Source organism: Nocardioides allogilvus (assembly GCF_003047285.1).
In the GTDB taxonomy this organism is placed as follows: Bacteria; Actinomycetota; Actinomycetes; order Propionibacteriales; family Nocardioidaceae; genus Nocardioides; species Nocardioides allogilvus.
The window spans coordinates 26,215-50,933 of record NZ_PZYX01000010.1 but is presented as its reverse complement, the minus strand read 5'-3'; the positions used below and the strand labels follow the sequence as shown (position 1 = coordinate 50,933).

25 protein-coding genes and 1 other RNA gene are annotated in these 24,719 nt (G+C 70.7%); 9 read left to right on the top strand and 17 right to left on the bottom strand.

Annotation, left to right across the window (positions count from 1 at the left end):
• The first annotated feature begins 38 nt into the window (after positions 1–38).
• Positions 39–1,199 (top strand): PQQ-dependent sugar dehydrogenase, encoded by a 1,161-nt coding sequence (locus tag C9J87_RS14555; protein ID WP_107705875.1) that lies wholly within the window; start codon positions 39–41, stop codon positions 1,197–1,199.
• Positions 1,200–1,203: 4 nt separating this feature from the next.
• Here the strand turns inward: C9J87_RS14555 and C9J87_RS14550 are convergent, their stop codons facing one another.
• On the bottom strand, positions 1,204–1,509 hold the full coding sequence (locus C9J87_RS14550) for a hypothetical protein (RefSeq protein ID WP_107705874.1): 306 nt from the start codon (positions 1,507–1,509) through the stop codon (positions 1,204–1,206).
• Between the two features lie 85 nt (positions 1,510–1,594).
• On the opposite strand from C9J87_RS14550, the gene C9J87_RS20030 reads away from it, so the two are divergent.
• Positions 1,595–2,371: a hypothetical protein gene (locus C9J87_RS20030; protein ID WP_198652370.1), complete on the top strand. Its 777-nt coding sequence runs from the start codon at positions 1,595–1,597 to the stop codon at positions 2,369–2,371.
• 6 nt (positions 2,372–2,377) lie between these two features.
• Here the strand turns inward: C9J87_RS20030 and C9J87_RS14540 are convergent, their stop codons facing one another.
• Entirely contained in the window at positions 2,378–2,602 is a 225-nt protein-coding gene (locus C9J87_RS14540; protein WP_036490334.1) for a hypothetical protein, read from the bottom strand.
• Between the two features lie 24 nt (positions 2,603–2,626).
• Here C9J87_RS14540 and map point away from each other — a divergent pair, with 24 nt between their 5' ends.
• The gene (map, locus tag C9J87_RS14535) at positions 2,627–3,475 is read left to right on the top strand and encodes a type I methionyl aminopeptidase (protein ID WP_107705873.1); all 849 of its coding nucleotides are present in this window, start codon (positions 2,627–2,629) and stop codon (positions 3,473–3,475) included.
• Here the strand turns inward: map and C9J87_RS14530 are convergent.
• On the bottom strand, positions 3,462–4,472 hold the full coding sequence (locus C9J87_RS14530; RefSeq protein WP_198652369.1) for a helix-turn-helix transcriptional regulator: 1,011 nt from the start codon (positions 4,470–4,472) through the stop codon (positions 3,462–3,464). The genes map and C9J87_RS14530 overlap by 14 nt on opposite strands.
• Positions 4,473–4,559: 87 nt before the next feature.
• Here C9J87_RS14530 and C9J87_RS14525 point away from each other — a divergent pair, with 87 nt between their 5' ends.
• Positions 4,560–4,841 (top strand): hypothetical protein, encoded by a 282-nt coding sequence (locus tag C9J87_RS14525; RefSeq protein ID WP_107705872.1) that lies wholly within the window; start codon positions 4,560–4,562, stop codon positions 4,839–4,841.
• Positions 4,842–4,858: 17 nt separating this feature from the next.
• An RNA gene (gene rnpB, locus C9J87_RS14520) (RNase P RNA component class A) lies at positions 4,859–5,247 on the top strand.
• Between the two features lie 9 nt (positions 5,248–5,256).
• Here rnpB and C9J87_RS14515 read toward each other — a convergent pair.
• From C9J87_RS14515 to mftA, 8 genes are all read right to left on the bottom strand, one after another.
• Positions 5,257–5,637 carry a DUF779 domain-containing protein gene (locus C9J87_RS14515; RefSeq protein ID WP_107705871.1) on the bottom strand — a complete coding sequence of 127 codons (381 nt, stop codon included), beginning with the start codon at positions 5,635–5,637 and terminating at the stop codon, positions 5,257–5,259.
• A gap of 102 nt (positions 5,638–5,739) precedes the next feature.
• Positions 5,740–7,263, bottom strand: a complete 1,524-nt coding sequence (gene exaC / locus C9J87_RS14510; protein ID WP_107705870.1) for an acetaldehyde dehydrogenase ExaC — start codon at positions 7,261–7,263, stop codon at positions 5,740–5,742.
• 89 nt (positions 7,264–7,352) lie between these two features.
• Positions 7,353–8,540, bottom strand: coding sequence for a GAF domain-containing protein (locus C9J87_RS14505; protein WP_107705936.1), 1,188 nt, complete (start codon positions 8,538–8,540; stop codon positions 7,353–7,355).
• A gap of 88 nt (positions 8,541–8,628) precedes the next feature.
• Entirely contained in the window at positions 8,629–10,050 is a 1,422-nt protein-coding gene (mftF, locus tag C9J87_RS14500) for a mycofactocin biosynthesis glycosyltransferase MftF (protein ID WP_107705869.1), read from the bottom strand.
• A complete protein-coding gene (mftE, locus tag C9J87_RS14495; protein WP_107705868.1) occupies positions 10,047–10,814 on the bottom strand; it encodes a mycofactocin biosynthesis peptidyl-dipeptidase MftE in 768 nt (255 codons plus the stop codon). The genes mftF and mftE overlap by 4 nt, the downstream gene beginning before the upstream one ends.
• Before the next feature lies 1 nt (position 10,815).
• Positions 10,816–12,030 carry a mycofactocin radical SAM maturase gene (mftC, locus tag C9J87_RS14490; RefSeq protein WP_107705867.1) on the bottom strand — a complete coding sequence of 405 codons (1,215 nt, stop codon included), beginning with the start codon at positions 12,028–12,030 and terminating at the stop codon, positions 10,816–10,818.
• Complete coding sequence (gene mftB / locus C9J87_RS14485) at positions 12,027–12,293, bottom strand: mycofactocin biosynthesis chaperone MftB (protein ID WP_107705866.1); 267 nt, start codon at positions 12,291–12,293, stop codon at positions 12,027–12,029. Before mftB ends, mftC begins: the two co-directional genes overlap by 4 nt.
• A complete protein-coding gene (mftA, locus tag C9J87_RS14480) occupies positions 12,293–12,421 on the bottom strand; it encodes a mycofactocin precursor MftA (RefSeq protein ID WP_107705865.1) in 129 nt (42 codons plus the stop codon). Before mftA ends, mftB begins: the two co-directional genes overlap by 1 nt.
• A 223-nt stretch (positions 12,422–12,644) precedes the next feature.
• On the opposite strand from mftA, the gene mdo reads away from it, so the two are divergent.
• The 4 genes from mdo (at position 12,645) to mftM (ending at position 17,690) form a co-directional block, all read left to right on the top strand.
• Complete coding sequence (mdo, locus tag C9J87_RS14475) at positions 12,645–13,937, top strand: NDMA-dependent methanol dehydrogenase (RefSeq protein ID WP_107705864.1); 1,293 nt, start codon at positions 12,645–12,647, stop codon at positions 13,935–13,937.
• Between the two features lie 90 nt (positions 13,938–14,027).
• On the top strand, positions 14,028–15,236 hold the full coding sequence (locus C9J87_RS14470) for an AAA family ATPase (RefSeq protein ID WP_232820065.1): 1,209 nt from the start codon (positions 14,028–14,030) through the stop codon (positions 15,234–15,236).
• Positions 15,237–15,240: 4 nt separating this feature from the next.
• A complete protein-coding gene (locus C9J87_RS14465; protein WP_107705863.1) occupies positions 15,241–16,761 on the top strand; it encodes a VWA domain-containing protein in 1,521 nt (506 codons plus the stop codon).
• The gene (gene mftM / locus C9J87_RS14460; protein ID WP_107705862.1) at positions 16,761–17,690 is read left to right on the top strand and encodes a mycofactocin oligosaccharide methyltransferase MftM; all 930 of its coding nucleotides are present in this window, start codon (positions 16,761–16,763) and stop codon (positions 17,688–17,690) included. The genes C9J87_RS14465 and mftM overlap by 1 nt, the downstream gene beginning before the upstream one ends.
• Here the strand turns inward: mftM and C9J87_RS14455 are convergent.
• The 6 genes from C9J87_RS14455 to C9J87_RS14430 all read right to left on the bottom strand — a co-directional run bounded on the left by C9J87_RS14455 (position 17,683) and on the right by C9J87_RS14430 (position 24,685).
• Entirely contained in the window at positions 17,683–18,360 is a 678-nt protein-coding gene (locus C9J87_RS14455; protein WP_269801744.1) for a MadR family response regulator transcription factor, read from the bottom strand. The genes mftM and C9J87_RS14455 overlap by 8 nt on opposite strands.
• A complete protein-coding gene (locus tag C9J87_RS14450) occupies positions 18,357–19,799 on the bottom strand; it encodes a MadS family sensor histidine kinase (RefSeq protein ID WP_232820064.1) in 1,443 nt (480 codons plus the stop codon). The genes C9J87_RS14455 and C9J87_RS14450 overlap by 4 nt, the downstream gene beginning before the upstream one ends.
• Positions 19,800–19,812: 13 nt before the next feature.
• On the bottom strand, positions 19,813–20,997 hold the full coding sequence (locus C9J87_RS14445; protein ID WP_232820063.1) for an iron-containing alcohol dehydrogenase: 1,185 nt from the start codon (positions 20,995–20,997) through the stop codon (positions 19,813–19,815).
• A 159-nt stretch (positions 20,998–21,156) separates the two neighbouring features.
• Positions 21,157–21,942: a mycofactocin-coupled SDR family oxidoreductase gene (locus tag C9J87_RS14440; protein WP_107705859.1), complete on the bottom strand. Its 786-nt coding sequence runs from the start codon at positions 21,940–21,942 to the stop codon at positions 21,157–21,159.
• Between the two features lie 7 nt (positions 21,943–21,949).
• Positions 21,950–23,128, bottom strand: coding sequence for a pre-mycofactocin synthase MftD (mftD, locus tag C9J87_RS14435; RefSeq protein ID WP_107705858.1), 1,179 nt, complete (start codon positions 23,126–23,128; stop codon positions 21,950–21,952).
• 111 nt (positions 23,129–23,239) lie between these two features.
• Positions 23,240–24,685 (bottom strand): RNB domain-containing ribonuclease, encoded by a 1,446-nt coding sequence (locus tag C9J87_RS14430; RefSeq protein WP_036490326.1) that lies wholly within the window; start codon positions 24,683–24,685, stop codon positions 23,240–23,242.
• Positions 24,686–24,719 lie beyond the last annotated feature (34 nt).

The window sequence follows — 24,719 nt, the reverse complement described above, 5'->3', positions numbered from 1 at the left end:
CTCGAGACGCGCACCTCGGGGCGGCGTAGCGTGTCGCAATGTCGTCACGCCACGCCGCTCTCGTGCTGTCCGGCCTCCTCGGCCTCGGCGCCCTCACCGCGCTGTCCCCCGCTCCTGCCGCGGACCGCCTGCGGGTCAGCGCCAGCACTGACCCGCAGCTACGGGTCCGCACGGTCGTCGCCGGGCTCGAGAACCCGTGGGACGTCCAGCCGATCGGCAACGGCGACCTGCTGGTCACCGAACGTGACCGGGCCCGCCTCAGCGTCGTGCGGGACGGGAGACGGCGGACGGTCCGCTTCCCGAGCAGACGCGTGTGGGTGTCGGGCGAGACGGGCCTCATGTCGATGGCGGTCGATCCGCGGTTCGAGCAGACCCGCCGCTTCTGGACGTGCCAGGGCTGGCGGTCCGGGGGCCGGCACGACATCCGGGTCTCCCTGTGGCGGCTCGATGGCGACGTACGGCGTGCGCGGCTGGTCCGGCACGTGCTGACCGGGCTGCCGACGACGAGCGGTCGCCACGGTGGCTGCCGGCTGCTCCTAGATACCGGCTCTCGCGCGCTCTTCGTCGGCACCGGTGATGCCGCCGACCCGGCCAACCCCCGCAACCTGTCCTCGCTCGGAGGCAAGGTGCTGCGGGTGCATCGCAGCACCGGTGCGGCGATGGCCGACAACCCGTACGCCGACGCGCCCGACCGCCGCCAGCGGCTGGTGTTCACCTACGGCCATCGCAACGTGCAGGGCCTGGCCCAGCGGCCCTCCGACGGCGCGGTGGTGAGCGTCGAGCACGGCTCCTTCCGTGACGACGAGGTCAACGCGCTCTCCCCCGGCGCCGACTTCGGCTGGAACCCCGGTCCGGGCTACGACGAGAGCGTGCCGATGACCGACCAGTCCCTGCCCGGCGCGCAGACCGAGGCCATCTGGACCTCGGGCACCCCCACGATCGCCACGTCCGGAGCGGCCTGGACCACAGGCTCGAGTTGGGGGGCGTACGGCGAGGCGCTGGCCGTCGCCGCGCTCGCCGGCGAGCGGCTGCTGCTCATCCGCTTCGACGCAGGACTCAGGCAGGTCGACGTGAGCACGCCCGAGGTCATGCGGCGCTACGGGCGACTGCGGTCCGTGACGTCGTTGCCCGACGGCGACCTGCTGGTGACGACCAGCAACGGGAGCAACGACCGGATCCTGCGCGTGTCGCCCCGGTGAGACCTCAGGCAGAGGTCCAGCCGAGCCAGCGCGCGCCCGCCATCACGACGGCGAACCAGCCGATCCCGAGCACGACAGCCAGCACGAGCACGGCCACGGGGCGGCGGACGAACCAGCGACATCCCTGCACCAGCGCGACCGCCCAGACCACCATCAGCAGCGCGACGACCCACCACGGCACCTTGACGACCGTGGGCGTCGCGGCGAACAGGAAGAAGGCCGAGGCCAGTCCGATCATCCCGGCGAAGGCCCACGGAGAGGCGTCGTCACGACGCCCGGGGGACGGCTCGAGCGGCTGCTGGTGTGACACGCGGCGCACCGTACACGAGTGACATCGTGTGGGCACCCGGGCAGGATCAAGGCTCAGCCATCCACGGTTCTGAGGAGAAGCACCCATGAGTGAGACCCCGACCACCACCAGCGCCACGACGGCGACCCCGGCGGCCCCCGCCACCAGCAGCCCGGCGACCACGTCTCCGGCAGCGGAGAAGGCCCCGGTCGCGAAGGCGCCGGCGAAGACGTCGGCGGCCACTCCGACGGCCAAGAAGGCACCGGCCAAGAAGGCCCCCGCGAAGAAGGCGAGCACCGCGAAGACCACGACCGCCGCCGCGAAGAAGTCCGCCCCGGCCAAGAAGTCGGCTCCGGCGGTGAAGGCGCCCGCCAAGAAGACCAGCACCGCCAAGACCACGACCGCCGCCGCGAAGAAGTCCGCCCCGGCCAAGAAGTCGGCTCCGGCGGCCAAGGCGCCCGCCAAGAAGACCAGCGCCGCGGCCAAGGCGCCCGCGAAGAAGGCACCGGCCAAGAAGGCAGCCCCCGCCGCCGCGCCCACCAAGGTCGCAGCCGCCACTCCCCCGGCGAGCACCAAGCGGCGTACGCCCGTCGGCCGCGCCACGGCCGTCGGCGCTCAGGCAGTCGACTCCGCGGTCGCCGTGCAGAAGATCGCCCAGGACACCGCCGAGCGCGTCGCGCGCGACGTCGCGACCCGGATCGCCGACGAGGTCCGCAAGGCGATCACCGACGTGAGCGCCACCGTGGAGAAGAACTCGCGCAAGGCCGCCGCGGCGACTCAGGCCGTCGTCGACCAGGCTGCCAAGGCGACCGGCAAGGGCAAGGACAAGTCGGGCGCCAAGACCAAGAAGGTCAAGTCCAGCAAGAAGAAGTCGAAGAAGTAACCGACGTCAGTTGTCCGGGGTCCCGTCGGTCATGCCGTCGCCGGACCCCGGACCGTCGTCGTTCCACGCGGGGTCGTTGTCCCACTCCTCGTTGCGCTCCTCGACCTTGTCCAGGGCACGGCCGGCTTCTTCAGCCGACGCGTAGGGCCCGAGACGGTCCTGGTTGCGGCATCCGTCTTCACCTTCGACGGCGCGGTGGGTGAGGCAGAACCAGTACTCGCTGTCACTCATGCAGGAGAAACTACACTCGCCGACGTGAGTCCAGTAGCCCCCGCCGTCATCTCCCCGCGTCGAGCAGTGCCGGCGGGCATCGTCCGCCCGGAATACGTCGACAAGCCTGCCCCGGCCCCGTTCACCGGTTCGGAGGTCAAGGACGCGGAGACGATCGAGAAGATGCGGATCGCCTCTCGCCTGGCCGCGCAGGCCCGCGAGCTCGTGGGCGCGGCAGTGGCGCCCGGGATCACCACCGACGAGCTCGACCGCCTCGGCCACGAGTTCCTCTGCGACCACGGCGCCTATCCCTCGACCCTCGGCTACCGCGGCTTCCCCAAGTCGCTGTGCTCCAGCATCAACGAGGTCATCTGCCACGGCATCCCGGACAGCACGGTCGTGCAGGACGGCGACATCGTGAACATCGACATCACCGCCTTCCTCAACGGCGTGCACGGCGACACCAACGCCACCTTCCTCGCCGGCGACGTGGACGAGGAGTCGCAGTTGCTGGTGCAGCGCACCAAGGAGTCCCTCGACCGCGCGATCAAGGCCGTCAAGCCCGGACGACGCGTCAACGTCATCGGTCGCGTCATCGAGGCCTACGCCGCCCGCTTCGGGTACGGCGTGGTGCGGGACTTCACCGGGCACGGCATCGGCACCAGCTTCCACTCCGGCCTGGTCATCCCGCACTTCGACTCCGACTACCACGCGGAGGAGATCCAGGTCGGGATGACGTTCACGATCGAGCCGATGCTCAACCTCGGCACCCACGAGTGGACGATGTGGGACGACGAGTGGACCGTCGTGACGCGTGACCTGAGGCGGAGCGCGCAGTTCGAGCACACCCTCCTCGTCACCGCCGACGGCGCCGAGGTGCTCACGAACCCCTGACGGGCGTTCCCACCGCACGCGCGACGAGTGCGGCGCGGCTGCGGACGCCGGTCTTGAGGAAGATCGACTTCAGGTGCTCCTGCACCGTCGACTCGGCGATGGACAACGCGTGCGCGACCTCCCGGGTGTCGTGGCCCACCGCCAGCTGGTCGAGCACCCGGGACTCCTGCTGGGAGAAGCCGTGGCTCCTGGTGAAGAGCTCGATCCGGTCCTCCGGGGTGGTCCTCGAGATCGTGACGGCGATGCCCGTGTCGAACCACGCCGCCTCGAGGGTCAACCAGCATCCCTCCCCCAGGTGCACCCGGGCACGAGCGGGTGCGAGGTCGCCGGCTGCGCGCGCGAGCAGCTGCGCGGCCACGTTGTAGGCCGCAGCCGGCACGGGTCGCCCCGCGCCGGGCAGCAGGCGAGCCAGGAACTCCTCGGTCGCGGGCGTCGTCCGCTGCACGACCAGCGAGCGGTCGAGGATGAGGACCGCCGGCCCCTCCGGCCCCGGCCCGGCACCCGGCACGAAGCCCTGGGCCGAGAGCTCCCTGGCCATGCGGGTCAGCCTGGCCGCGCTCGCGGTCAGGGCGCCCACCTCCTCCTCGCGGAAGCTGCCGCCCGTCCGCCACAGGTCGGCGAACGCCCAGAGGCCGTACCGGTCCTCGAGCACGATCGAGGCGACGTCCGTGACGCCGTACGACGCCAGCATCGACACCCACGGATCGTTCCGCTCGTCGTCGCACCCGGTCCACGTGCTCACCGGGCGGGGCATGGTCCGCCAGTGGTTGCAGCGGCTGAGGTACTTGCTCCGGATCAGGGCGGGGAGCCGGGAGGGGTCCGGGACCTCCGCCAGGGGGTCCGCCCCGACACCGGTCGCCGGGTCCGTGACGACCCACGCATAGGCGTCGAACGGCACCGCTCGGCGTACCGCAGCGAGGATCGCGACCCGGCGCTCGCGCCCCAGGCTGGTCCCGCGCTCCACCGTGTCCAGAGCACGTTCGAGAGCCCGGTCCACGCGCTCACGCTATCCCTCGCAGGCGCCCCCGGAGATCACCAGATTCCTGGTATGACGGCGCGGCAGCGCAGTCCCTAGCGTCGAGGCATGACAGCGACCCTGCACATCGAGCACCCGATCAGCGACCTGGCGACGTGGTCAGCCGCCTTCTCCCGCTTCGCCGAGCACCGCCGCCAGGCGGGCGTGCTGGCGGAGCGGATCCTCCAGCCCGAGGAGGACCCGGCCTACGTCGTGGTCGACCTCGACTTCGCGGACGCGGCAGCCGCCCGGGCCTTCAGGAGCTTCCTGGAGCAGCGCGTGTGGAGCGACCCGGCGTCCTCCCCAGCACTGCGCGGCGCCCCGCTCGCGCGGGTGCTGGTGAAAATCTGACACACTGGCCACGCGAATGGGCTGGCCGGGCGACCGCGTTCCGCCACACGGCAACGTGCGGTGGGCCGAGGAAGGTCCGGGCTCCACAGGGCAGGGTGATGGTTAACGGCCATCCGGGGCAACCCGCGGGACAGTGCCACAGAAAACAGACCGCCACTCGGTGCTTCGGCACCGAGCGGTAAGGGTGAAACGGTGGGGTAAGAGCCCACCAGTGCACCGGGCGACCGGTACAGCTAGGTAAACCCCACCCGGAGCAAGATCAGACAGTGTGCGTTCGAGGGCGGCCCGCCCGAGTGCACGGGTAGATCGCTGGAGGGAGTCGGCAACGGCTCTCGTAGATGGATGGTCGCCCCGCCCCGGTTTCGGCCGGTGCGGACAGAACCCGGCCTACAGGTCAGCCCATTCGCGCCCCAGGTCACGGCCGTTCGAGATCAGCGTGCTCCTCGTCCGACATCAGCCGCGACCTGATCAGGAACCGCACCCCTTCGGGAGCCTCGAGGGAGAAGCCGGCCCCGCGCCCCTTGACCACGTCGACGGTCAGGTGGGTGTGGCTCCAGTACTCGAACTGCGACTTCGACATCCACATCGGCACGTCGCGCTCGAGGCCGACATCGAGGTCGCCCAGATGGATGTCGGAGTCGCCGGTGCGGAACTCGCCGTCGGGGTAGCACATCGGGGACGAGCCGTCGCAGCAACCGCCGGACTGGTGGAACATGACGGGACCGTGCGCCTCGGTGAGGCGGCGGATCATTTCCGCCGCCTCACCGGTGACCGCTACGCGCTCGATGGAACTCATGTTTCGCCTCTCACCGGGTTTCGACACGCTCGGTCGCGGCTTCGTGCCTCAGCCGCGCTCGCTGCTCAACCACCAACGATCGAGTCCGCTCCGCGTCCTCGATCAGAAGAACCCGAGCTTGTCGGGGCTGTAGGAGACCAAGAGGTTCTTGGTCTGCTGGTAGTGGTCGAGCATCATCTTGTGGTTCTCGCGGCCGATGCCCGACTGCTTGTATCCGCCGAACGCCGCGTGCGCGGGGTAGGCGTGGTAGCAGTTGGTCCAGACACGCCCGGCCTGGATCGCCTTGCCGGCGCGGAAGGCACGCGAGCCGTCGCGGGTCCACAGGCCGGCACCGAGGCCGTACAACGTGTCGTTGGCGATCTTGAGAGCGTCGGCCTCGTCGTCGAAGCTGGTCAGCGAGACGACCGGGCCGAAGATCTCCTCCTGGAAGATCCGCATCGAGTTGTCACCCTCGAAGACGGTCGGCTGGACGTAGTAGCCCTCGGCCAGGTCGCCCTCGAGGACGTTGCGCTCGCCGCCGGTGAGCACCTTGGCGCCCTCCTGCTTGCCGATGTCGAGGTAGGACAGGATCTTCTCGAGCTGGTCGTTGGAGGCCTGGGCGCCCATCATCGTGCTGACGTCGAGCGGGTTGCCCTGGGTGATGGCCTCGACCCGCGCGATCGCGTCCGGCACGAAGTCGGAGTACATCGAGCGCTGCACGAGCGCGCGCGACGGACACGTGCAGACCTCGCCCTGGTTGAGCGCGAACATCGTGAAGCCTTCGAGCGCCTTGTCGTAGAAGGCGTCCTTCTCGGCCGCGACGTCGTCGAAGAAGATGTTCGGGCTCTTGCCGCCGAGCTCGAGCGTGACCGGGATGATGTTCTCCGAGGCGTACTGCATGATCAGGCGCCCGGTCGTGGTCTCGCCGGTGAAGGCGATCTTGCGGATGCGGCTGTTGCTGGCCAGCGGCTTGCCGGCCTCGACGCCGAAGCCGTTGACGACGTTGAGCACGCCCGCGGGCAGCAGGTCGCCGATCAGCTCCATCAGCTTGAGGATCGACCACGGCGTCTGCTCGGCGGGCTTGAGCACCACCGCGTTGCCGGCGGCGAGGGCGGGCGCGAGCTTCCAGACCGCCATCAGGATCGGGAAGTTCCACGGGATGATCTGACCGACGACGCCCAGCGGCTCGTGGAAGTGGTAGGCGATCGTGTTCTCGTCGATCTCGGAGATGCCGCCCTCCTGGGCGCGCAGGGCACCGGCGAAGTAGCGGAAGTGGTCGATGGCCAGCGGCATGTCCGCGTTGAGCGTCTCGCGCACGGCCTTGCCGTTGTCCCACGTCTCGATCACAGCGAGGGACTCGAGGTTCGCCTCCATCCGGTCGGCGATCTTGAGCAGGACGTTGGAGCGCTCGGTGCTCGACGTACGACCCCAGGCGTCGGCGGCGTTCCAGGCTGCGTCGATGGCAGCCTCGATGTCCTCGGCGGTGCCGCGGGCGACCTCGGTGAAGGGCTTGCCGTTGACCGGGGAGATGTTCTCGAAGTAGCCGCCCTTGATCGGGTCGACCCACTCGCCGCCGATGTAGTGGCCGTAGCGGCTCTTGACCTCGATGTCCGAACCGTCGGTTCCGGGCTGGGCGTAGACAGTCATGTGTTGCTCCAGAGAGTGAGGGAGTGTGTGACGACCGTCACGCTAGGAGCGGGCACGTTGCATGAACGTTGCGAACCTCAGGCTCACCCTCAGGCCAGGTCGCGGTCGAGGCGCGCGAGCTGCCCGTCGACCAGCGAACGCATCGGCGACACGGCGCCCATGGCGTCACGCTGCGCCACCCACATGTCGTAGTCGTCCGCACCCCACCGTGAGCGCGTCCACGTCGACATCAGGTCGGGTTCCTTGCTCGCCAGCACCGCGGCACGCAGGGAGTGGTGGAGCTGGTCGCGAAGCCGGACGACACCGGGCGCGGTCGACCGCGGAAGGATCGGGCCGCGATAGTCGCGAAGCGCTCGGCGTACGTCGCCTGCCGCCAGCTGCGCCTCGAGCGCCAGCCAGTCGCCGGCGACCCGGGCGCCGAGCCGGTAGGGGCGGGAGGCGAGCAGGTCGTCGCCGAGGAGGTTGCGCAGCCGGTTGAGCTCGGCGCGCAGGGTGGAGGACGCGCCGTCGTCCTCGTAGACCAGGACGGCGAGCTCGTCGCCGGAGAGCCCGTGCGGGGCCGAGGCGAGCAGGAGCAGGATCTCGCTGTGGCGCGGGGAGAGCCGCAGCGAGTGGCGCGCATCGATCGTGAGCAGCGCCTCGTGGCGTCCGAGCAGCTCGACCACGACGTGCGGCCCCGCCTTGGACTCGAGCGGCCGGGCGGCGCGCGTGAGCAGGTCACGGGCGAGCTCCGCCTCGGCCATCCGGGCCGCCGCTCGCACCATCGCCATCGTCTGCGGCACCGCGATGTCGTCGTTGCCGGTGATGTCGAGGACCCCGAGCAGGGTGCTGGACGTCGGGTCGTGGATCGGGGAGGCCGCACAGCTCCACTGCTGCACGGAGTGCCGGAAGTGCTCGGACCGGCGCACCTGGACCGGCTGGCCCAGCCGCAGCGCGAGACCGGGAGCGTTGGTGCCGGCGAGCCGTTCGTCCCAGTTGGACCCCTCGACGAAGGCGATCTTCTCGGCCTCGCGCAGGGTCGAGGGCGAACCGCACACCCAGAGCAGCTGGCCAGCCGCGTCGGAGACGGCCATGATCGCGCCGCAGTCGCGCGCGGCCTGGCCGAGCACGTCGTCGAGCAGCGGGAAAACCTGGGCGAGCGGGTGCGCCTCACGGTGGTCGCGCAGGTCGGCTCCGTCGAGCGTGATCGGCACCTGGACGCTCGCGGCGTCCACCCCCGCCGCGGCAGACAGGTGCCAGGAATCTGCCACCTCCGCGCGCATGCCGTCGCGACTCATGGGCTCAGTGGACACGGTCATCCGTCACCTCTCCGAAGTTCGATCGCCACTCTCTCGCGTCCCAGGTTGCGAAGTGGTTGCAACGCCCTCATCGGCGACGAGTCAGGCGTACGTCGGGGCGCAACGCGAGCAGGGAACGCGCCCGTGCAGCGCCGAGCCAGACACCGGCCCCGTAGGCCAGGTCGTCCAGCCGTCGAGCCACCACGTAGCGGATCGGGTCCAGGTCCGCCCCGACCCGTCGCCGGTCGACCACTCCGTCGACCACCGCGGCCACGACCAGGGCGCGCCGGGCGCGCTGTGAGCGGGTCGCGGCCAGGACCGCGAGCGGCCAGTAGTGGCGGGTCAGCGCGGCTCCGGTCTGCCACAGCACGGCGACACTGCCCTCCAGCGTGAGGATCGCCGCCGCCCGAACGGGCCGCTCACTACGGACGAGCCGTCGCGAGGTCCCGGCGGTGGCGACGGCAGCCGAGGCGAGCGCCACCGGGACGGACCAGCGGCGCTGGGCGAGCAGGGCGGCCGCGAACACCGCCGACCAGGGCGAGATCACGAGGGGGGCGACCGCCGACCCGTGGCGCTGCGCCAGCGGTGCCGCGGACGTGCCGTAGAAGGCCTTGCGCCCCAGCCACTCCCCCAGCCTCACGCGATGCCGGTGCCGCACGGTGGCCGCCGGCTCGTAGCGCACCCCTGCGCCCGTGGCGAGCAGCCGCCACACCAGGTCGACGTCCTCGCCGCAACGCAACGCCTCGTCGAAGGGGCCGGACCCGAGCCGGGCGAGCACGGCGACGCGTGCCACCACGCAGGCACTCGGCAGGTAGGCAACGGTGCCCTGCTGGCGCACGGCTGCCGCCTCCGGGCCGAGATCCAGGGAGGACCGCGCCTGTTCGTAGCGCTCGACCCAGCTGTCGCCGGGGCGCCGCTCGGGACCCAGCACACGCGGCGCCACCATCGCCAGCGCGGGATCGTCGAGATGTCGGCGCAGGGTCGCCAGCCAGCCGGGGTCGGGGACGATGTCGGAGTCACAGAAGGCGACGAATGGCGTGCTCACGTGCCGCAGGCCGGAGTTGCGGGCGGCCGCGGGGCCGCGGTTGACGTCGTGGACGACCAGCGCGGCGCCGTACGCACGAGCGACCTCGGCCACGGGCTCGGGATCGCGCGACCCGTCGTCGACCACCACGACCGGCACCGACGGCGGCAGCGACGAGAGCAACGAGGTCAGGTCGTGCGCCAGGTCCCGCACCGGCACCACGACCGTGACGTCGACGGCGTCGCTGTCGGGCCCGGCCGGCTCCGGCCACCACGGGTCCGCGAACCCGCGGTCCAACAGCGACCTGGCCAGCGTGGCGGCGTCGCCCGTCTGCGTCCGCAGGACCGATCCCCCGTGGAGCAGGTCGGCGGCCACCTCGCTGAGGTAGAGCACCGAACCACGGCTGCCGCCCACCAGAGACCGGCCGCCGTCGCAGACCTTCGTCCGCGACGAGAGGCGGACGCCGAAGCCGGCCGGCAGGTTCACGAGCCGACCCTGCTGCGCTCGGGCCGTCGCAGCCTGCCGTCGCTGCCGACGTCGAGATCCGTCAGCTCGCGGTACAGCCGGTTGACCAGCACCTCGAAGAGTCGTCGGCCCTCCCCGGGACAGCTCCCGGCCGGGTCGCCCAGGACTCCATTGGGCGACACGGTGCGCACTCCGACACTCCGCAACCGCGGCATCAGCTGGTCGATGGGCTCGGTGGGCCCCGCCTCCGCGAGGTCCATGCGCACGGTCCACGGGGCCAGGTTGCGCAGCAGCGACGTCTCCGTGCGGCCGGCGTGCGCGTCACCGCCCAGCACCCCGAACCCGGTCCAGGCGGCTGGCCGACCCTCGTCGCGGAGGGTGCTCACGGCGCTCACCACCGTGGGCACGTTGCCGCCGTGGCCGTTGACGAACACCAGGCCCGTGGCCCACCGGCAGGCCGACCTGCCGAGCTCGACCAGCAGCAGGTAGAGCGCCTCGTGGCCGATCGAGATGGTCCCGGGGAAGTCCTCGTGCTCGCCGCTGGCGCCATAGGCCAGAGCAGGCGCGACCAGCACGCGCACACCCGCAGCATCCAGTCGTACGGCGACCTCGCGGGTCGCCGCACACGCGAGCATCGAGTCCGTGGCCAGCGGGAGGTGCGGCCCGTGCTGCTCGAGCGATCCGATGGGCACGAGCACCAGCGGCGGGTCGCCCTCGATCGTGGGCCAGCGCGCCCCGCCGAGGCCGAGGCGTCGACTGGGCTCGCCGGCCGAGCTCGCACCCATCTCAGACCATCCCCGCGACCGGACTCTCGTCGCACGCGCTCGTCGGGCGCGTCCGGGTCGCTCCGAGCGTGAGCCCGACGGGTGCGTTGCGCACCGTGCCGGTGTGGGAGTGGTCCTGGCTCGATCCCGGCAGCTGACCACGGTCCAGGCTCGCCAGTGCCTCCTCGGCGTTGCCCTTGACGCACTCCGGGTCGGGGCCGTCCAACGGCAACCCGGTGAAGAACTTGGCCGCCATGCAACCACCGCGACAGCTGTCGTAGGCCGAGCACTTCGCGCAGGCACCGCCGGTCTGCGGGCTGCGCAGCTCCTCGAAGAGCGGCGCGTGCTTCCAGACGTGGTCGAAGCCGAGGTCACGGATGTTGCCGGCCTTGAACCTGTCGTGGATCGCGAACGGGCACGCGTAGACGTCCCCGACCGGGTCCACCAGGCAGACCACGCGGCCGGCGCCGCACAGGTTGAGGCCGGGCAGCGGATCGCCGTACGCCGCAAGGTGGAAGAAGGAGTCGCCGGTGAGCACCTTCTCGCCGTTGAGGACCAGCCAGTCGTAGAGCTGGCGCTGCTGGTGCGGCAGCGGGTGCAGCTCGTCCCATACGTCCGCACCGCGACCCGACGGCCGCAGCCGCGTCAACCGCAGCTGGGCGCCGTAGCTGTCCGCGATCGCCTTGAACTCGTCGAGCTGGTCGATGTTGTGGCGGGTGCACACCACCGAGATCTTGAAGTCCGTCATCCCGGCCGCCTGGAGGTTGGCGAGTGCCTTCATGGCGGCGTCGTAGGTGCCCTGGCCGCGGACCGCGTCGTTGACCTCGGCAGTCGCGCCGTCGAGCGAGATCTGTACGTCGATGTAGTCCGTCGCTGCCAGCTTCTCGGCCCGCTCCTTGGTGATCCGGAAGCCGTTGGTCGAGAACTTGACGCCCACGTGGTGCTCGACCGCGTAGTCGAGGAGCTCCCAGAAGTCGGGGCGCACCGTCGGCTCACCGCCGCCGATGTTGACGTAGAAGATCTGCATCCGCTCGAACTCGCGGATGAGCGCCTTGGCGTCCTCCGTGTCCAGCTCGTCGGGGTCGCGCCGGCCCGACGATGACAGGCAGTGCAGGCACGCGAGGTTGCAGGCGTAGGTCAGCTCCCAGGTGAGGCAGATCGGCGCGTCCAGGCCGAGCTCGAACTGGTCGACCAGCCGGCCCACGCGTGGCGGCGGCGCCAGCGCGGTCGCAGTCATGACGCCTCCTTGCAGAGGACACCGGTTGCAGCGAGCTCGTCGAGCGCGCTCAGGTAGCCCTGCCACTCGACGTCGTCGACGCCGGCCGCGCGCATGGCCGCCTCGACCTCGGTCGCGCCGTCCAGGCGCCGGACGACATCGAGGAGGCGCAGGGTCTTGAGGAAGCTGAGCCGCCGTGTCGAGAAGTCATAGACCAGGGCCCCGAAGGGCTCGGGTCGCAACGACACCGACGGGCTCAGCCGCCAGTCGTCGCCGGCCAGCATCAGTAGACGCCGCACATGCCGTCGATGGAGACCTCTTCGACGAGCTCCCCCTCGGCGAGGGGTGCGGTGTCGGCCTCGGTGTCCGTGAGCGTGGGAGCGGCGGCGGTGTTCTGGGTGGGGTCGGTCATGACGTTCCTCCTGTGACGAGGTGTGGCGAATGGCGTTGGTGGAGCGACTTCCACGCTAGGAGCGCGCTTGGCTCCGCACACCCGTCAGCCAGTGGGCCGCACCTGCCCTGACGGTCAGGTCGGCCCCTGCCCCACCGACCCGTATGCGGATCCTCGTCTGGCCGCGGCCTCCTGCCGGACCTAGCGTCCGGAGCCATCAGATACCCGCCCCAGGAGGTCATCCATGCAGGTCGACGAACTGCTCAAACCGTTCCCCATCAAGGAGTTCCACCCGTTCCCGCGGGCCCTGATGGGACCCGGCGCGCACGAGATGATCGGGCCTGAGGCACTCAAGCTCGGCTTCCGCAAGACGTTGGTCATGACATCGGGCCTGCGCGGCACCGACATCGTGCACAAGATCGTCGAGTCGATGAAGTACCACGGCCTCGAGGTCGTGGTCTACGACAAGGTCGAGTCCAACCCGAAGGACTACAACGTCATGGACTCCGTGGCGATGTACCAGGAGAACGAGTGCGACTCATTCGTCTCCATCGGTGGCGGTTCGTCCCACGACGCCTGCAAGGGCGCTCGTGTCTCGGTGGCCCACGACGGTCGCAACGTGAACGAGTTCGAGGGCTTCAACATGTCCGAGAACCCGAAGAACCCGCCGCACATCGCGGTCTCCACCACGGCCGGAACCGGTTCGGAGACCTCGTGGGCCTACGTCATCACCGACACCACGACCGACCCGGACAACCCGCACAAGTACGTCGCCTTCGACGACGCCTCGGTCACCTCTCTGGCGATCGACGACCCGGTGCTCTACTTCGACTGCCCGGTCGACTACACCGCGCAGTGCGGCTTCGACGTGCTCGCGCACGCCAGTGAGCCGTACGTCTCCCGGATCAACTTCCAGCCGTCGCTCGGCAACGCACTGCACGCCATCAAGCTGACGTCGGAGCACCTCCGGGCAGCGGTGTGGAACGGCCAGGACCTCGCAGGACGCGAGGGCATGATGTACGCGCAGTACATCGCCGCCCAGGCGTTCAACTCCGGCGGTCTCGGCATCATCCACTCGACGTCGCACGCGGTGAGCGCGTTCTACGACACCCACCACGGGCTGAACAACGCCATCGCGTTGCCCCGCGTGTGGGCGTTCAACATGTCGGCGGCCTACGGCCGCTTCGCCGACATCGCCGAGGCGATGGGCATCGACACCCACGGCATGACCAAGCCGCAGGCAGCCGACGCGGCGCTCGCCGCGTCGATCCGGTTGCTGCGCGACGTGGGCATCCCGGAGAAGTTCACCGACATCACCGCCGACAGCTACTCGAAGAACCGGCTGGGCCAGGGCCCGACGAAGTTCTACGAGAACGCCAAGGTGATCACCGGTGACAAGGAGGACGTGGACCGCATCACCAACCACGTCCTCGGCGACGCCTGCACCCCGGGCAACGCCAAGGAGTGCACCTTCGAGACGGTTCGCCCCGTCATCGAGCACTGCATGAACGGTGACCTGGACGACCTCCTTTCCTGAGGCCGGGTTCACCCCTGTACGCCGGACCGGGCAGCGATCGCCGTGCTGCCCGGTCCGGACCCCATCCCCACCACGTTCGAGGGAGCGCCAGTGAACACGGATCCGCGCAATGCCGCCGGCGAAGGCGAGTTCGACCACGTCGCACATGCCCTGGAGCGGTTCCGCGAAGCCGGCTACCTCGCGGACGACCGGCTCGCCACGACGGTGTTCCTCCAAACCCGCCTGGGCAAACCGGTCCTGCTCGAGGGCCCGGCCGGCGTCGGCAAGACCCAGTTCGCGACCAGCCTCGCCGCCGTCACCGGCCGGCGGCTGATCCGGCTGCAGTGCTACGAGGGCCAGGACGAGACCAAGGCCCTCTACGAGTGGGACTACGGCAAGCAGATGCTCTACACCCAGATCCTGCGCGAGAAGATCGGCCAGGTCGTCGAGGACGCCGCCGACCTCAGCGAGGCGGTGGAGCGGATTGCCAAGCAGGACAGCGTCTTCTTCTCGGAGCGCTTCCTCGCGCCCCGCCCGTTGCTGGAGGCGATCGACTCCGACGAGCCCGTCGTGCTGCTGATCGACGAGGTCGACCGCGCCGACGAGGCCCTCGAGGCCGTGCTGCTCGAGCTGTTGTCGGAGTTCCAGATCTCCATCCCCGAGGTTGGCACAGTGACGGCCAAGCAGCTGCCGTACGTCGTGCTCACCTCCAACAACACCCGCGACCTGTCCGCGGCGCTCAAGCGCCGCTGCCTGCACCTGTTCCTCGACTATCCCGAGGCGCAGCGCGAGCTGGAGATCATCAACTCCAAGGACACCGGGCTCAGCGAGGCGCTCGCCGTCCGACTCATCGAGATCGTCCGCGGGCTGCGCGAGCTCGAGCTCCGCAAGGCACCGAGCATCTCCGAGACCATCGACTGGGCCCGCACGCTCGCCGTGCTCGGGGTCAGCGAGCTGAGTGCCGATGTGCTGTCGCAGACCATCAACGTGGTCGTGAAGTACGAACGCGACCTCAAGAAGGCACTGGCCGCGATCCCCACCCTCGTCGACCCGAACGCGACCGTGCCGAGCAGGCACGACCACGGCCACGGTCACGGGCACGGACATGGGCACGGTGCCGACGGCGACCACAGCCACGGCGACGGGGGCGCCGACGTGGACGGCAAGGAGGTCCGCGCCGCCAAGGACAAGCCGGGTCGCCACGGCGACAACTACGGCGGTCCCGGGAAGCCCGACGAGCCGCCCCCGGTCAAGACGGTCACGGCCAGCCAGGGCGAGCGCTCGTTCGCCGCGCGCTCCGCTCGCAAGCGTCCGGTCTGATCCGGTGGAGGGGGCAGTCCACCGCTTCATCCGGTTCCTCCGCCTCAACGGGGTCCGGGTGAGTACGGCGGAGGCGATCGACGCCATGCACGCGGTCGCTCAGGCCGGCGTGCTCGGTGAGCGCGAGGTACTTCGCTCCGCGCTGATGGTCAGCCTGATCAAGGACCGCCGCGACCTGGACACCTTCGACCGCGTCTTCGACGTGTTCTTCGGGCTGCGAGCGGTCTTCGAGGACGAGGACGAGCACGGACACAGCCACGACGACCTGACCGATGACGGCGAGCTCGAGCAGTTCACGCTCTCCGACGAGCCCGGCGACATCCCCGAGGACGGGCACTCCCACGGCAAGCCCGACGACATCAAGGAGTTCTTCAAGCCGGAGGACATGGCGCAGCAGTACAACCTCCACCAGGAGGCGAACAAGATCGACATCGCTGCCCTGACCGACGAGATCGTGCTCTCCAACGACACCGAGGGCAGCGCCGGCGAGGCCGCCCGGGTGCAGATCTCCACGCACCGGATGCACAACCCGGGCTCCCCCGGCGACCTGGTCCGCAGCCCCGGCATGGAGCTCGACGTCGAGCTCACCGTGGCCCAGGAGATGGCGCTGCTCAGCTGGCTCGAGGATGCGCTGCCTGATGACGACGAGGACCGCGGCGCGACCCTCGAAGCCCTGCGCGCGGCACTCGCCCCGTTCCTGGTCGGGCTGCCCGAGCGCCTCAAGCAACACCTCGAGAAGCTGATGGCGGTCGAGCACGAGATCGAGAGACGTGAGATCCAGGCGGCCCAGGCCGAGCGGATCCACGAGCACGAGCGGGCCGAGCTCGAGGAGGCCTTGCGCCGCCTGCTCCGGTCACTGCGTGGCGCGCCGCGCCCGCGACGCAAGGCCGCCGCACGCGGCGTCGTCGACGGCGCCCGCACGATGCGCGCCAACATGAAGTACGACGGTGTCCCGTTCCGTCCGGTCACCGTCAGCAAGGTGGAGGACCGGCCCAAGCTGCTGGTGCTCTGCGACGTCTCGCTCTCGGTGCGATCGGCCGCGCGCTTCACCCTGCAACTCGTGCACAGCCTGCAGTCGCTGGCCTCCTCGGTGCGCACCTTCGCGTTCGTCAAGGACCTCGTCGAGATCACCGACCTGTTCGCCGAGCACCATCCCGAGGAGGCGCTCTCGCTCGTGATGTCCGGGCTGCCGGCCGGTGGGGTGCTCGACGTCGATGCCGACTCCGACTACGGCTCTGCGTTCGATTCCTTCCTGGAGCAGTTCGGCTCCGCCGTCACCCGCCGAACGACAGTCATCGTCCTCGGCGACGGGCGTGGCAATGGCAACGACCCGCGACTGTCGGTCTTCGAGGAGATCACCCGACGGGCCCGAGAGACCGTGTGGCTCACGCCCGAACCACGCTATTCGTGGGGACTGGGTCGCTGCGATCTCCCTGCGTATGCGGAGTACTGCAGCCGCGTCCAGGTGGTGCGCAACCTGACTGGTCTCGACCAGGTCACCACGTCGATGTCAGGGGTCGGCTGATGACCGAGGTCACGACCTCGGCCCCCATCGACCCGCTCCAGGCGTGTGTCGACGGGGCCTACGTCGACGAGGTCGTGGAGGTCCGCGCGCAGGGTCCGGTCCCGCCGCGGCGCGCGCTGCACACCATCCGCACCGAGCACTTCGACGTACACAACGACGGCGACCTGCTCCACGTCGGCCACCGGGTGCCGCCCGAGCTCGTCGACGACGACCTGGCCGGGCTACTCGCGGACGAGCTCTTCGGACCCGGCTGGCTGCGAGGGCCCGAGCTCTTCGAGCGCATCTTCACCGGCACCGTGCGCACGTCCCGCTCCGGGGCACTCGACAGCTGGGAGCTGTTCTACCGCAACACGATGGCGCGCATCGAGCAACGCATCGACGGCCGCCGCTGGCCCGAGTCCGGCACCGACCGACACGGCACCATCGCCGACTACGCGCCGATCTATGCCCGGGCCGAACAGCTGCTCGCCGCCGGCAGCGTGCTCGAGCTGGGCTGCTGCTTCGGCTTCCTCTCGCTGCGCATCGCGGCCGGCGGACGGCGCACGACAGCCAGCGACCTGTCCCCCGGCACCAGCCAGCTGCTCGCCGCCGTGGCGCCGCGCCTCGGCATCCCCCTGACCGCGGTCGCGGCCGACGCCGGGCACTTCCCGGCACCGGACGCGAGTGCCGACACGGTGCTGGCCATCCACCTGCTCGAGCACCTCGACGCCGAGCACGGCGATCGCGTGGTCGCCGAGGCGACGCGGCTGGCCGCACGCCGGGTCGTCATCGCCGTACCCCTCGAGGACGAGGCCGACGAGACCTGGGGCCACGTCCGCACGATCAGCCTTGACGACCTCACCGCGTGGGGCCGCGCGACGGGTCTGCCGTTCGAGGTGAGCGAGCACCACGGCGGCTGGCTGGTCATCGACAAGCCTGTGTCTAGATGAGTCCCAGCTTCGTCGCTTCGTAGACGGCCTCGGCACGCCGGGAGACGCCCAGCTTGCGCAGGATGTTGCCGACGTGGAACTTCGCGGTGGTCTCGGAGATGTAGAGCTTGACGCCGATGTCGCGGTTGGAGAGCCCGCGGGCCAGCAGCCGCAGCACCTCGCGCTCGCGGGCCGTGAGCTGCTGGGACTCCTCGGGGTCCGGAGCGTTGAGCCCGCGCACCATCGCGGCCGCTGACCGCGCGTCGAACGCGCTCTCGCCACGGCTGACGTCGCGGATCGCCCGGACGAGGCCGGACGTGTCGACGTCCTTGAGGACATAGCCGCGCGCACCGGCGCGGATCGCCTTGAGCACCAGCTGCTCGTCGAGGAAGGTGGTCAGCACCAGCACCCCGATCGCGGGGTGGCTACTCGTGAGCTCGGCGCACAGGTCGAGTCCCTCGGTGTCCGACGCGGTCGACAGCTTGAGGTCGAGCAGCACGATGTGCGGCGCGGAGCGGCCGATCACGGTGAGCGCCTCGTCGGGAGTGGATGCCTCGGCGACCACGATCAGGTCACGCTCCCGCTCGAGGATCGAGCGCAGGCCCTGGCGAACGATGGCGTGGTCGTCGACGAGCATAATCCGCACCGTTTCCACGTCGTTGCCGTGCTGGGGTGGTGTCAGCGTCGTCACGAAAGGTCCTCTGTTCGGTGGGTCAGGTCGGCCGGCTGCCGCGTCCCGGTCGCGACCAGGTGGTCGATGATGCCCGGCCGGTCGGGCGCTTTGAGGGGAAGTGGGATGCGCATCTCGACGCGCACTCCACCGATGCGGGCGCGACGGAAGGCGACACTGCCGCCCAGCTCGACCACGCGGCTCTCGATGTTGGCGAGGCCGCGGTGCGACCCGTCGCCGGATCGACCACGCTCCAGGCGCAGCAGCCGGCTCAGCTCCTTCGGGTCGCCCCGCCCGTCGTCCGCGACCGAGACGAGCACCTGGTCGGGCCGATAGCGCAGACGCACCACGGCCCGCTCCGCCTGTGCGTGTACGGCGACGTTGAACATCGCCTCGCCGACGGCCCTGGCCACCTCGTGCCCCGCCTCGGCGGGGAGCAGGACGGCCTCGCCCTCGACCCTGACCTGAACGACGAGCTGGGGCCGGTGGTGGGCGGCCACCTCGCGCAGCAGCTCGGGGAGCTCGACCACGGTGTCGCTCGGGGTGCGGTGCAGGGCATAGATCGCGCGCCGCAGCTGGTCGACCGCCTGCTGGGACAGGTCCTTGGCCGTGCCGAGTCGATGGGAGATGCCGACCCCGGACTCACCCAGGGACTCCGCCTCACCGCGGGCCACCTCGACGGCCATGCCGGCCGAGAGGACGTACTGCGCCACGGAGTCGTGCAGCTCACGAGCGATCCGCTGCCGTTCGGTGTCGATGAGCTCACGCTGGTGCGCCAGCACCAACCGGTTCTCAGCCAGCCGGAGCTCGGAGGTGCGCACCTCGAGATCGCGCTCGTGTGCGCGCGCCTCGTCGTGCAGGAGCTGGGCTCGTCGGTGCAGGGCCATGCTGGCCTGGTACTGCTCCGACGTGTGCAGTGAGACCGCCGCCTGGTTGGCGAGGATGCGCAGCACCGAGAGGTCGCCGGGCTCGGGGTCCACAGCAAGCTGGTGCAGGCCCACGAGGCAGCCGATGGGCCGCCCCTCGAGCGTCATCGGCACGCGCACCCACCGGTCGTCGTCGTGGCTGCGAACCGCATGACCGGCCCGGATCGCACCCAGCTCACGCTGCACCATCAGGGGCAGGCCGGAGTCGTCCGCGGTCGGCTGCCCGTGCGGCCCGTCGGCCGGACCCAGCACGAGGAAGCGGGGCCGGGCGCCCCTGAGGTGCCCGTCGGACAGGGCCAGCAACGTCCACTCTGCGTGCAGGTGCTCGGCCGCGGCCCGCACCACTTCCTCCAGCAGCCCGCGAGGCCCCTCATGGGTGCGCACCAGCGCTCGCGAGATCGAGTCCATCGCGCGTACGGCGCGTTGCATCCGCTCGTCGGAGTTGACGTAGGCGCGGTAGTAGGAGCCCTTGCCGGACCTGACCCCCGTGAGGGTGGTCAGGTCCGGTGGAGACGGCTTCGGCCGCGTCGTCACGGTGCGCACCTCATCACAGGGCGTCCCTGAACAGCTGCTGGATCTCGGCCTCGGACGCCGTGCGCGGGTTGGTGGTCAGGCACGCGTCGTCGAGCGTGGTGTGCGCCATCGTGTCGATGTCGGTGTCGGACACCCCGAGCTCTCGCAGCCCGCGCGGGACGCCCACGTCGTCGGCCAGACGGCGGACGTGCTGGGCGAGGAGCTCGGCGGCCTCCTCGCCGGGCATGCCGTAGACGGCGATGCCCGCCGACCGGGCCAGGTCGATGAAGCGGTCGGGGCTGGCACGGGCGTTGTAGCGGATCACGTGCGGCAGCAGGACGCCGTTGACCACGCCGTGCGGCGCGTCCAGCAGACCACCGACCTGATGGCTCATGGCGTGCGTGGCGCCGAGGATCGCGTTGGTGAAGGCCAGGCCCGCCTGCAGGCTGGCCTGCGCCATCTTCGCCCGCGCCGCCATCTCGGCCGGCTGGGTGATCGTCGTGCGCAGGTTGCCGCAGACGAGGCCGACGGCGTTCAGCGCATGAGTGTCGGCGAGCGGGTTGTGCGCCAGCGACACGAAGGCCTCGATGCCGTGGGTGAGGGCGTCCAGGCCGGTGGCGGCGTTGAGGTCCTCGGGCATGGTCGTGAGCAACCGCGGATCGGTGATCGAGACGTCCGGCACCAGGGCCCGGCCCATGATGGTCAGCTTCACGTGCCGGTCGGTGTCGGTGACGATGCAGAACTGCGACACGTCGGCGCCGGTGCCGGAGGTCGTGGGGATCATCAGCAGCGGCGGGATGGGTCGCGTCACCTGGTCGACGCCGGCGTAGTCGCGGATGTCGCCGCCGTTGCCGGAGAGGATCGCTACGCCCTTGGCCGCATCGATCACCGAGCCGCCGCCCAGCGCGATGATGACGTCGCACTCGCTCTCGGCATACAGCTCGTAGGCCCGGCGCACCTCGTGGTCCTTGGGATTGGGCGTGACGTCGGTCCACAGCACCGGCGTGAGCCCCTCCGCCCTGAGCAGGGTGAGCAGCGTCGCCAGCCAGCCCGCCTCCACGATGCCGGGGTCCGTGACCAGGAACGGCCGGCGCGCGCCGAGCCGGATGGCCGCAAAGCCTGCCTCCCCCAGCGAGTCGGCGCCGAACACCACCTCCGGCGCATGGAACTTCGCCAGGGCGGGAGGATCCGGGGGACGTGAGGGGGTGAGTGCGGACACCACACGACCTCCTCACCCGGTTCGGCTCCACGGTAGTCCCACGTAAGCAGGCCGGGAACCCGTGGGACGCCCTCACCCTAGGGGCCGACCCGATGGGTTCCGCCCCTCACTGTGCGGGGGTCGACCTGCCCGATCGGGCAGGCACAACCAGATGCGCGATCAGTTGCCGAGGTCGACGACCGAGCCGTTGAGCAGTCCGCCCGCCGCGGAGCAGCAGTGCGCGATCGTTGCGGCCACCTCGGCCGGCTCGTGCAGGCGACGGGTGAGCTGGTCGTCGGCGAGCTCGGCCGGATCCTCGAGCCCGTAGAGCCGAGCCGTCGCGTCGAGCATGGCGGTGCGGGTGGCTCCGGGTGAGACGGCCACCGCGGTGGCTCCGGTGCCGACCAGGTCGGCCGCCAGACCTCGCACCAGCCCGATCACCGCGTGCTTGGCCGCGGTGTAGCCCGTGAGGTGGAACAGCCCCCGGCTGCCCGCGGCGGAGGCGATCGCGACGAACCGGCAGCCTGCCGGGTCCGGGCCCGCCAGCATGTGGGGTACGGCGACGAAGGCGGTGTTCCACACGCCGAGCACGTCGATCGCCCACAGCGTCTTGAGCTCGGCGGCCGTCGTCTCCCACGCGGGCCGACCTCCGGCCATCACGGCGGCGCCGGCCACGGCCACGTCCAGCCTCCCCCAGCGTTCGATCGCGAGGTCGGCCGCAGCGCTCAGTCCAGCCGGGTCGCGGACGTCGGCGACGTGCGTGACGATCGCGTCGCCGTACGACCCGAGCCGGTCCAGGTCGTCGTGCGTCGCCAGGGCGTGGTCGACACCGGGCAGTCCGTGGTCCGCACCCAGGCAGGCATCGACAGCGACGACGCGGCAGCCGTCGTCGACGAGGGCGCGGACCGTGGCGGCGCCGATCCCCCGCGCGGCACCGGTGACGAGCGCGACGCGGGGCTGTGTCATGACCGAATCACCACCGCGGGACGCCCAGGGTGCGGGTGAACCCGTCGGGGACGATCACGTCGTCGGGCGTGAGGTCGTGGATCGACGAGTGGCCCAGCCCGAGCAGCGCGGAGTCGATGCCGCCGCGCAGGATGTCGAGGACGTTCTCGACGCCCGGCTGGCCGCCGGCGGCGAGCCCCCAGAGGTAGGCGCGACCGATCATCACGGCCTTGGCACCGAGGGCCACCGCCTTCACGACGTCGCTGCCGCGTCGGATGCCGGAGTCGAGCAGCACCTCGACGTCGTCACCGACGGCGGCCGCGATCGACGGCAGCACCCTGATCGGGGCCGGGGTGCCGTCCAGGTTGTTGCCGCCGTGGTTGGAGACGGAGATCGCGGTGACCCCCGCGTCGCGGGCGCGGAGCGCGTCGTCGACCCGGCAGATCCCCTTGAGCATGAACGGGCCACCCCACTCCTCGCGGAGCCAGGCCACGTCCTCCCACGACGGCGGCGGCGTGGTCATCCACTCGCCGTACGCCCCGAAGAAGGTCGGCGCCTGCCCACCCGGCTCGGCCAGGTTGGGTGCGCTCAGGTCGGGCAGGGCTCCGGAGCGCAGGAAGTCCGCGAGCCACCATGGGCGACGCAGCACCTCGGGGGCGAACTTCGCCATCGCCTTGAGATCGAGCTTCTCCGGGATCTGCGGGCTGCCCCAGTCGCGGCCGTGCGAGAACGACCAGTCGAGGGTGGCGATCAGCCCGACCGCGCCCGCCTCGCGCGCCCGGTCCATCCGGCGGACCATCGCGTCGCGGTCGCCCATCCAGTAGGTCTGGAAGAAGGTCTGCGAGTTCGCCGCGATCACCTCGGTGAGCGGCTTGCTCGCGAAGGAGCTCAGGCCCATCGCCGTACCCCGCGCCGCGGCGGCACGCGCCACGGCCACCTCACCGTCGGGGTGCACGGCCTGCACCCCGGTCGGCGAGATGATCACCGGCATCGAGATGTCCTGACCCATCACCCGGGTGGCGAGCTCGCGCTTGGCCGAGAGGCCGGCCACGTGCGGCGCCAGGCCCAGCTGGCCGAACGCCCGGGTGTTGTCGTCGTAGGAGATCCCGCGCTCGGACCCGGCGAGCAGGGCGGAGTAGACCGACGGCGGCAGCCGCTTCTTCGCCCGTCGTTGCGCCTCGTTGACTGTCTCGAACCATTGACCCATCGCAAGCCTCCTCGTGTCGTCGGTTCGACGCTAGGCGGCGCATGCGGTGCTGATAACTGCCCGTCCGGAGGGGGCGTGAGCACCGCTCGGCGGGGGCGGGACGGCCGCGCCTCACTCCAGGGTGAACTCGACCTTGCGGGTCGTCACGTCGGCGGTCGTCAGCTTCACGGTGACGTCCTGCCCGACGGGCAGCGACGCCGATCCCGCGACGACGGCCTCGATGGCCGGGTCCTGCACGGTGACCTCTCCGCGGCGGTCGTCCTTCTCGTCGGCCTCGACGATGACGCCCTGGAACGACTCCCCCACACGCGGCGCGAGGACGGCGGCCTCGACGAGGTTGAGCACCGAGTTCTCGTACTGGTTGGCCCGGCGACCCGACTCGCGCATGGTGTCGGGCAGGTCCGCGAGCTTGGTGAGCACCCAGTCGGGCACCTCCTCACCGGCGCACAGCGCGACGCAGATCTCGAGGGCGTAGCGGTCGACGAGGCGTCGCAGCGGCGCCGTCACGTGGGCGTACTCCGAGGCCAGGGCCGAGTGCTGGGCCTGCTCGGGCAGCTCACCGTTGAAGCCGACGTAGCCGCTGCCGCGGAGCAGCCGGGTGCACGCGACCACCATCGCCGCGTGGTTGGGCAAGGACACGTCGAGCGAGCGGATGAAGTCGGGGTAGAGCACCTCGGCCGGCCACTCGATCTTCAGCGCGCGGGCCGTGCGGTGCAGACGCTGTACGTCGCGGGGGTCGGCCGGCGGCAGCGTGCGGAGCAGTCCCACGCGGGCGTAGACCATCAGCGAGGCAGCGGCGAAGCCGGTGAGCAGCGAGATCTGCGCGTTCCAGTTCTCGACCGGGAGCATCTGGCGGAACTCGAGGTGCCAGGTGCCGTCCTCGTCGACGATCTCCTGCTCGGGCAACGGCAGCGAGATGCCGCCCCTGGCCGCCTCCCTCGCGAGTCGCAGCTCGCCGAGCTCGCGCAGGATCGTGAACATCTCGTCGGCCTTGCCGGCGTCGAGGTCGGCCTGCACGTCGGCGTACGACAGCTTGGCCCGCGACTTCACCAGGGCCCGCTCGACGGTGACGTCGGTGCCCTCGCCGCTCGCGTCGACGTTGATCCGCCAGACGAGGGCGGGACGCACCTGGTCGGGCAGCAGCGAGCCGGCGTCCTCGGAGATCACCTTGGGGTGCAGCGGCACCTTCGAGTCGGCGCCGTAGAGCGTCTCGCCGCGCCGGTTGGCCTCCACGTCGACGGGGTCACCGGGCGTGATGAACGCCGAGAGGTCGGCGATGGCGTAGTGCACGACGAAGCCGTCGCCGGCGCGCTCGAGGAACATCGCCTGGTCGAGGTCCATCGCCGTCTCCGGGTCGATGGTCACGAAGGGCAGGTCGGTCAGGTCGAGCTCGGGCAGCCGCGGGTTGGCCGCTGCCTCGGCAGCCGCCTTCTCGACGGCGGCCGGAAACTCGGCGGAGACCTTCATCTCGCCCTGGATCGCCTCGATGCCCCTGCGCAGGGTCTCGCCGGCGACGGAGTCGGCGGTGCGGACGGTGATCACACGGTTGCTGGCCATGCCCAAGACCCTAGCCACATCGGTCGCCGGGTCG

Bases quoted from the DNA above. Each gene is read 5' to 3' on its own strand.
- C9J87_RS14555 (WP_107705875.1), top strand. From the start codon at position 39: ATGTCGTCACGCCACGCCGCTCTCGTGCTGTCCGGCCTCCTCGGCCTC.
- C9J87_RS20030 (WP_198652370.1), top strand. From the start codon at position 1,595: ATGAGTGAGACCCCGACCACCACCAGCGCCACGACGGCGACCCCGGCG.
- C9J87_RS14540 (WP_036490334.1), bottom strand. From the start codon at position 2,602: ATGAGTGACAGCGAGTACTGGTTCTGCCTCACCCACCGCGCCGTCGAA.
- C9J87_RS14525 (WP_107705872.1), top strand. From the start codon at position 4,560: ATGACAGCGACCCTGCACATCGAGCACCCGATCAGCGACCTGGCGACG.
- C9J87_RS14515 (WP_107705871.1), bottom strand. From the start codon at position 5,637: ATGAGTTCCATCGAGCGCGTAGCGGTCACCGGTGAGGCGGCGGAAATG.
- exaC (WP_107705870.1), bottom strand. From the start codon at position 7,263: ATGACTGTCTACGCCCAGCCCGGAACCGACGGTTCGGACATCGAGGTC.
- C9J87_RS14505 (WP_107705936.1), bottom strand. From the start codon at position 8,540: ATGAGTCGCGACGGCATGCGCGCGGAGGTGGCAGATTCCTGGCACCTG.
- mftE (WP_107705868.1), bottom strand. From the start codon at position 10,814: ATGGGTGCGAGCTCGGCCGGCGAGCCCAGTCGACGCCTCGGCCTCGGC.
- mftC (WP_107705867.1), bottom strand. From the start codon at position 12,030: ATGACTGCGACCGCGCTGGCGCCGCCGCCACGCGTGGGCCGGCTGGTC.
- mftB (WP_107705866.1), bottom strand. From the start codon at position 12,293: ATGCTGGCCGGCGACGACTGGCGGCTGAGCCCGTCGGTGTCGTTGCGA.
- mftA (WP_107705865.1), bottom strand. From the start codon at position 12,421: ATGACCGACCCCACCCAGAACACCGCCGCCGCTCCCACGCTCACGGAC.
- mdo (WP_107705864.1), top strand. From the start codon at position 12,645: ATGCAGGTCGACGAACTGCTCAAACCGTTCCCCATCAAGGAGTTCCAC.
- mftM (WP_107705862.1), top strand. From the start codon at position 16,761: ATGACCGAGGTCACGACCTCGGCCCCCATCGACCCGCTCCAGGCGTGT.
- C9J87_RS14440 (WP_107705859.1), bottom strand. From the start codon at position 21,942: ATGACACAGCCCCGCGTCGCGCTCGTCACCGGTGCCGCGCGGGGGATC.
- mftD (WP_107705858.1), bottom strand. From the start codon at position 23,128: ATGGGTCAATGGTTCGAGACAGTCAACGAGGCGCAACGACGGGCGAAG.
- C9J87_RS14430 (WP_036490326.1), bottom strand. From the start codon at position 24,685: ATGGCCAGCAACCGTGTGATCACCGTCCGCACCGCCGACTCCGTCGCC.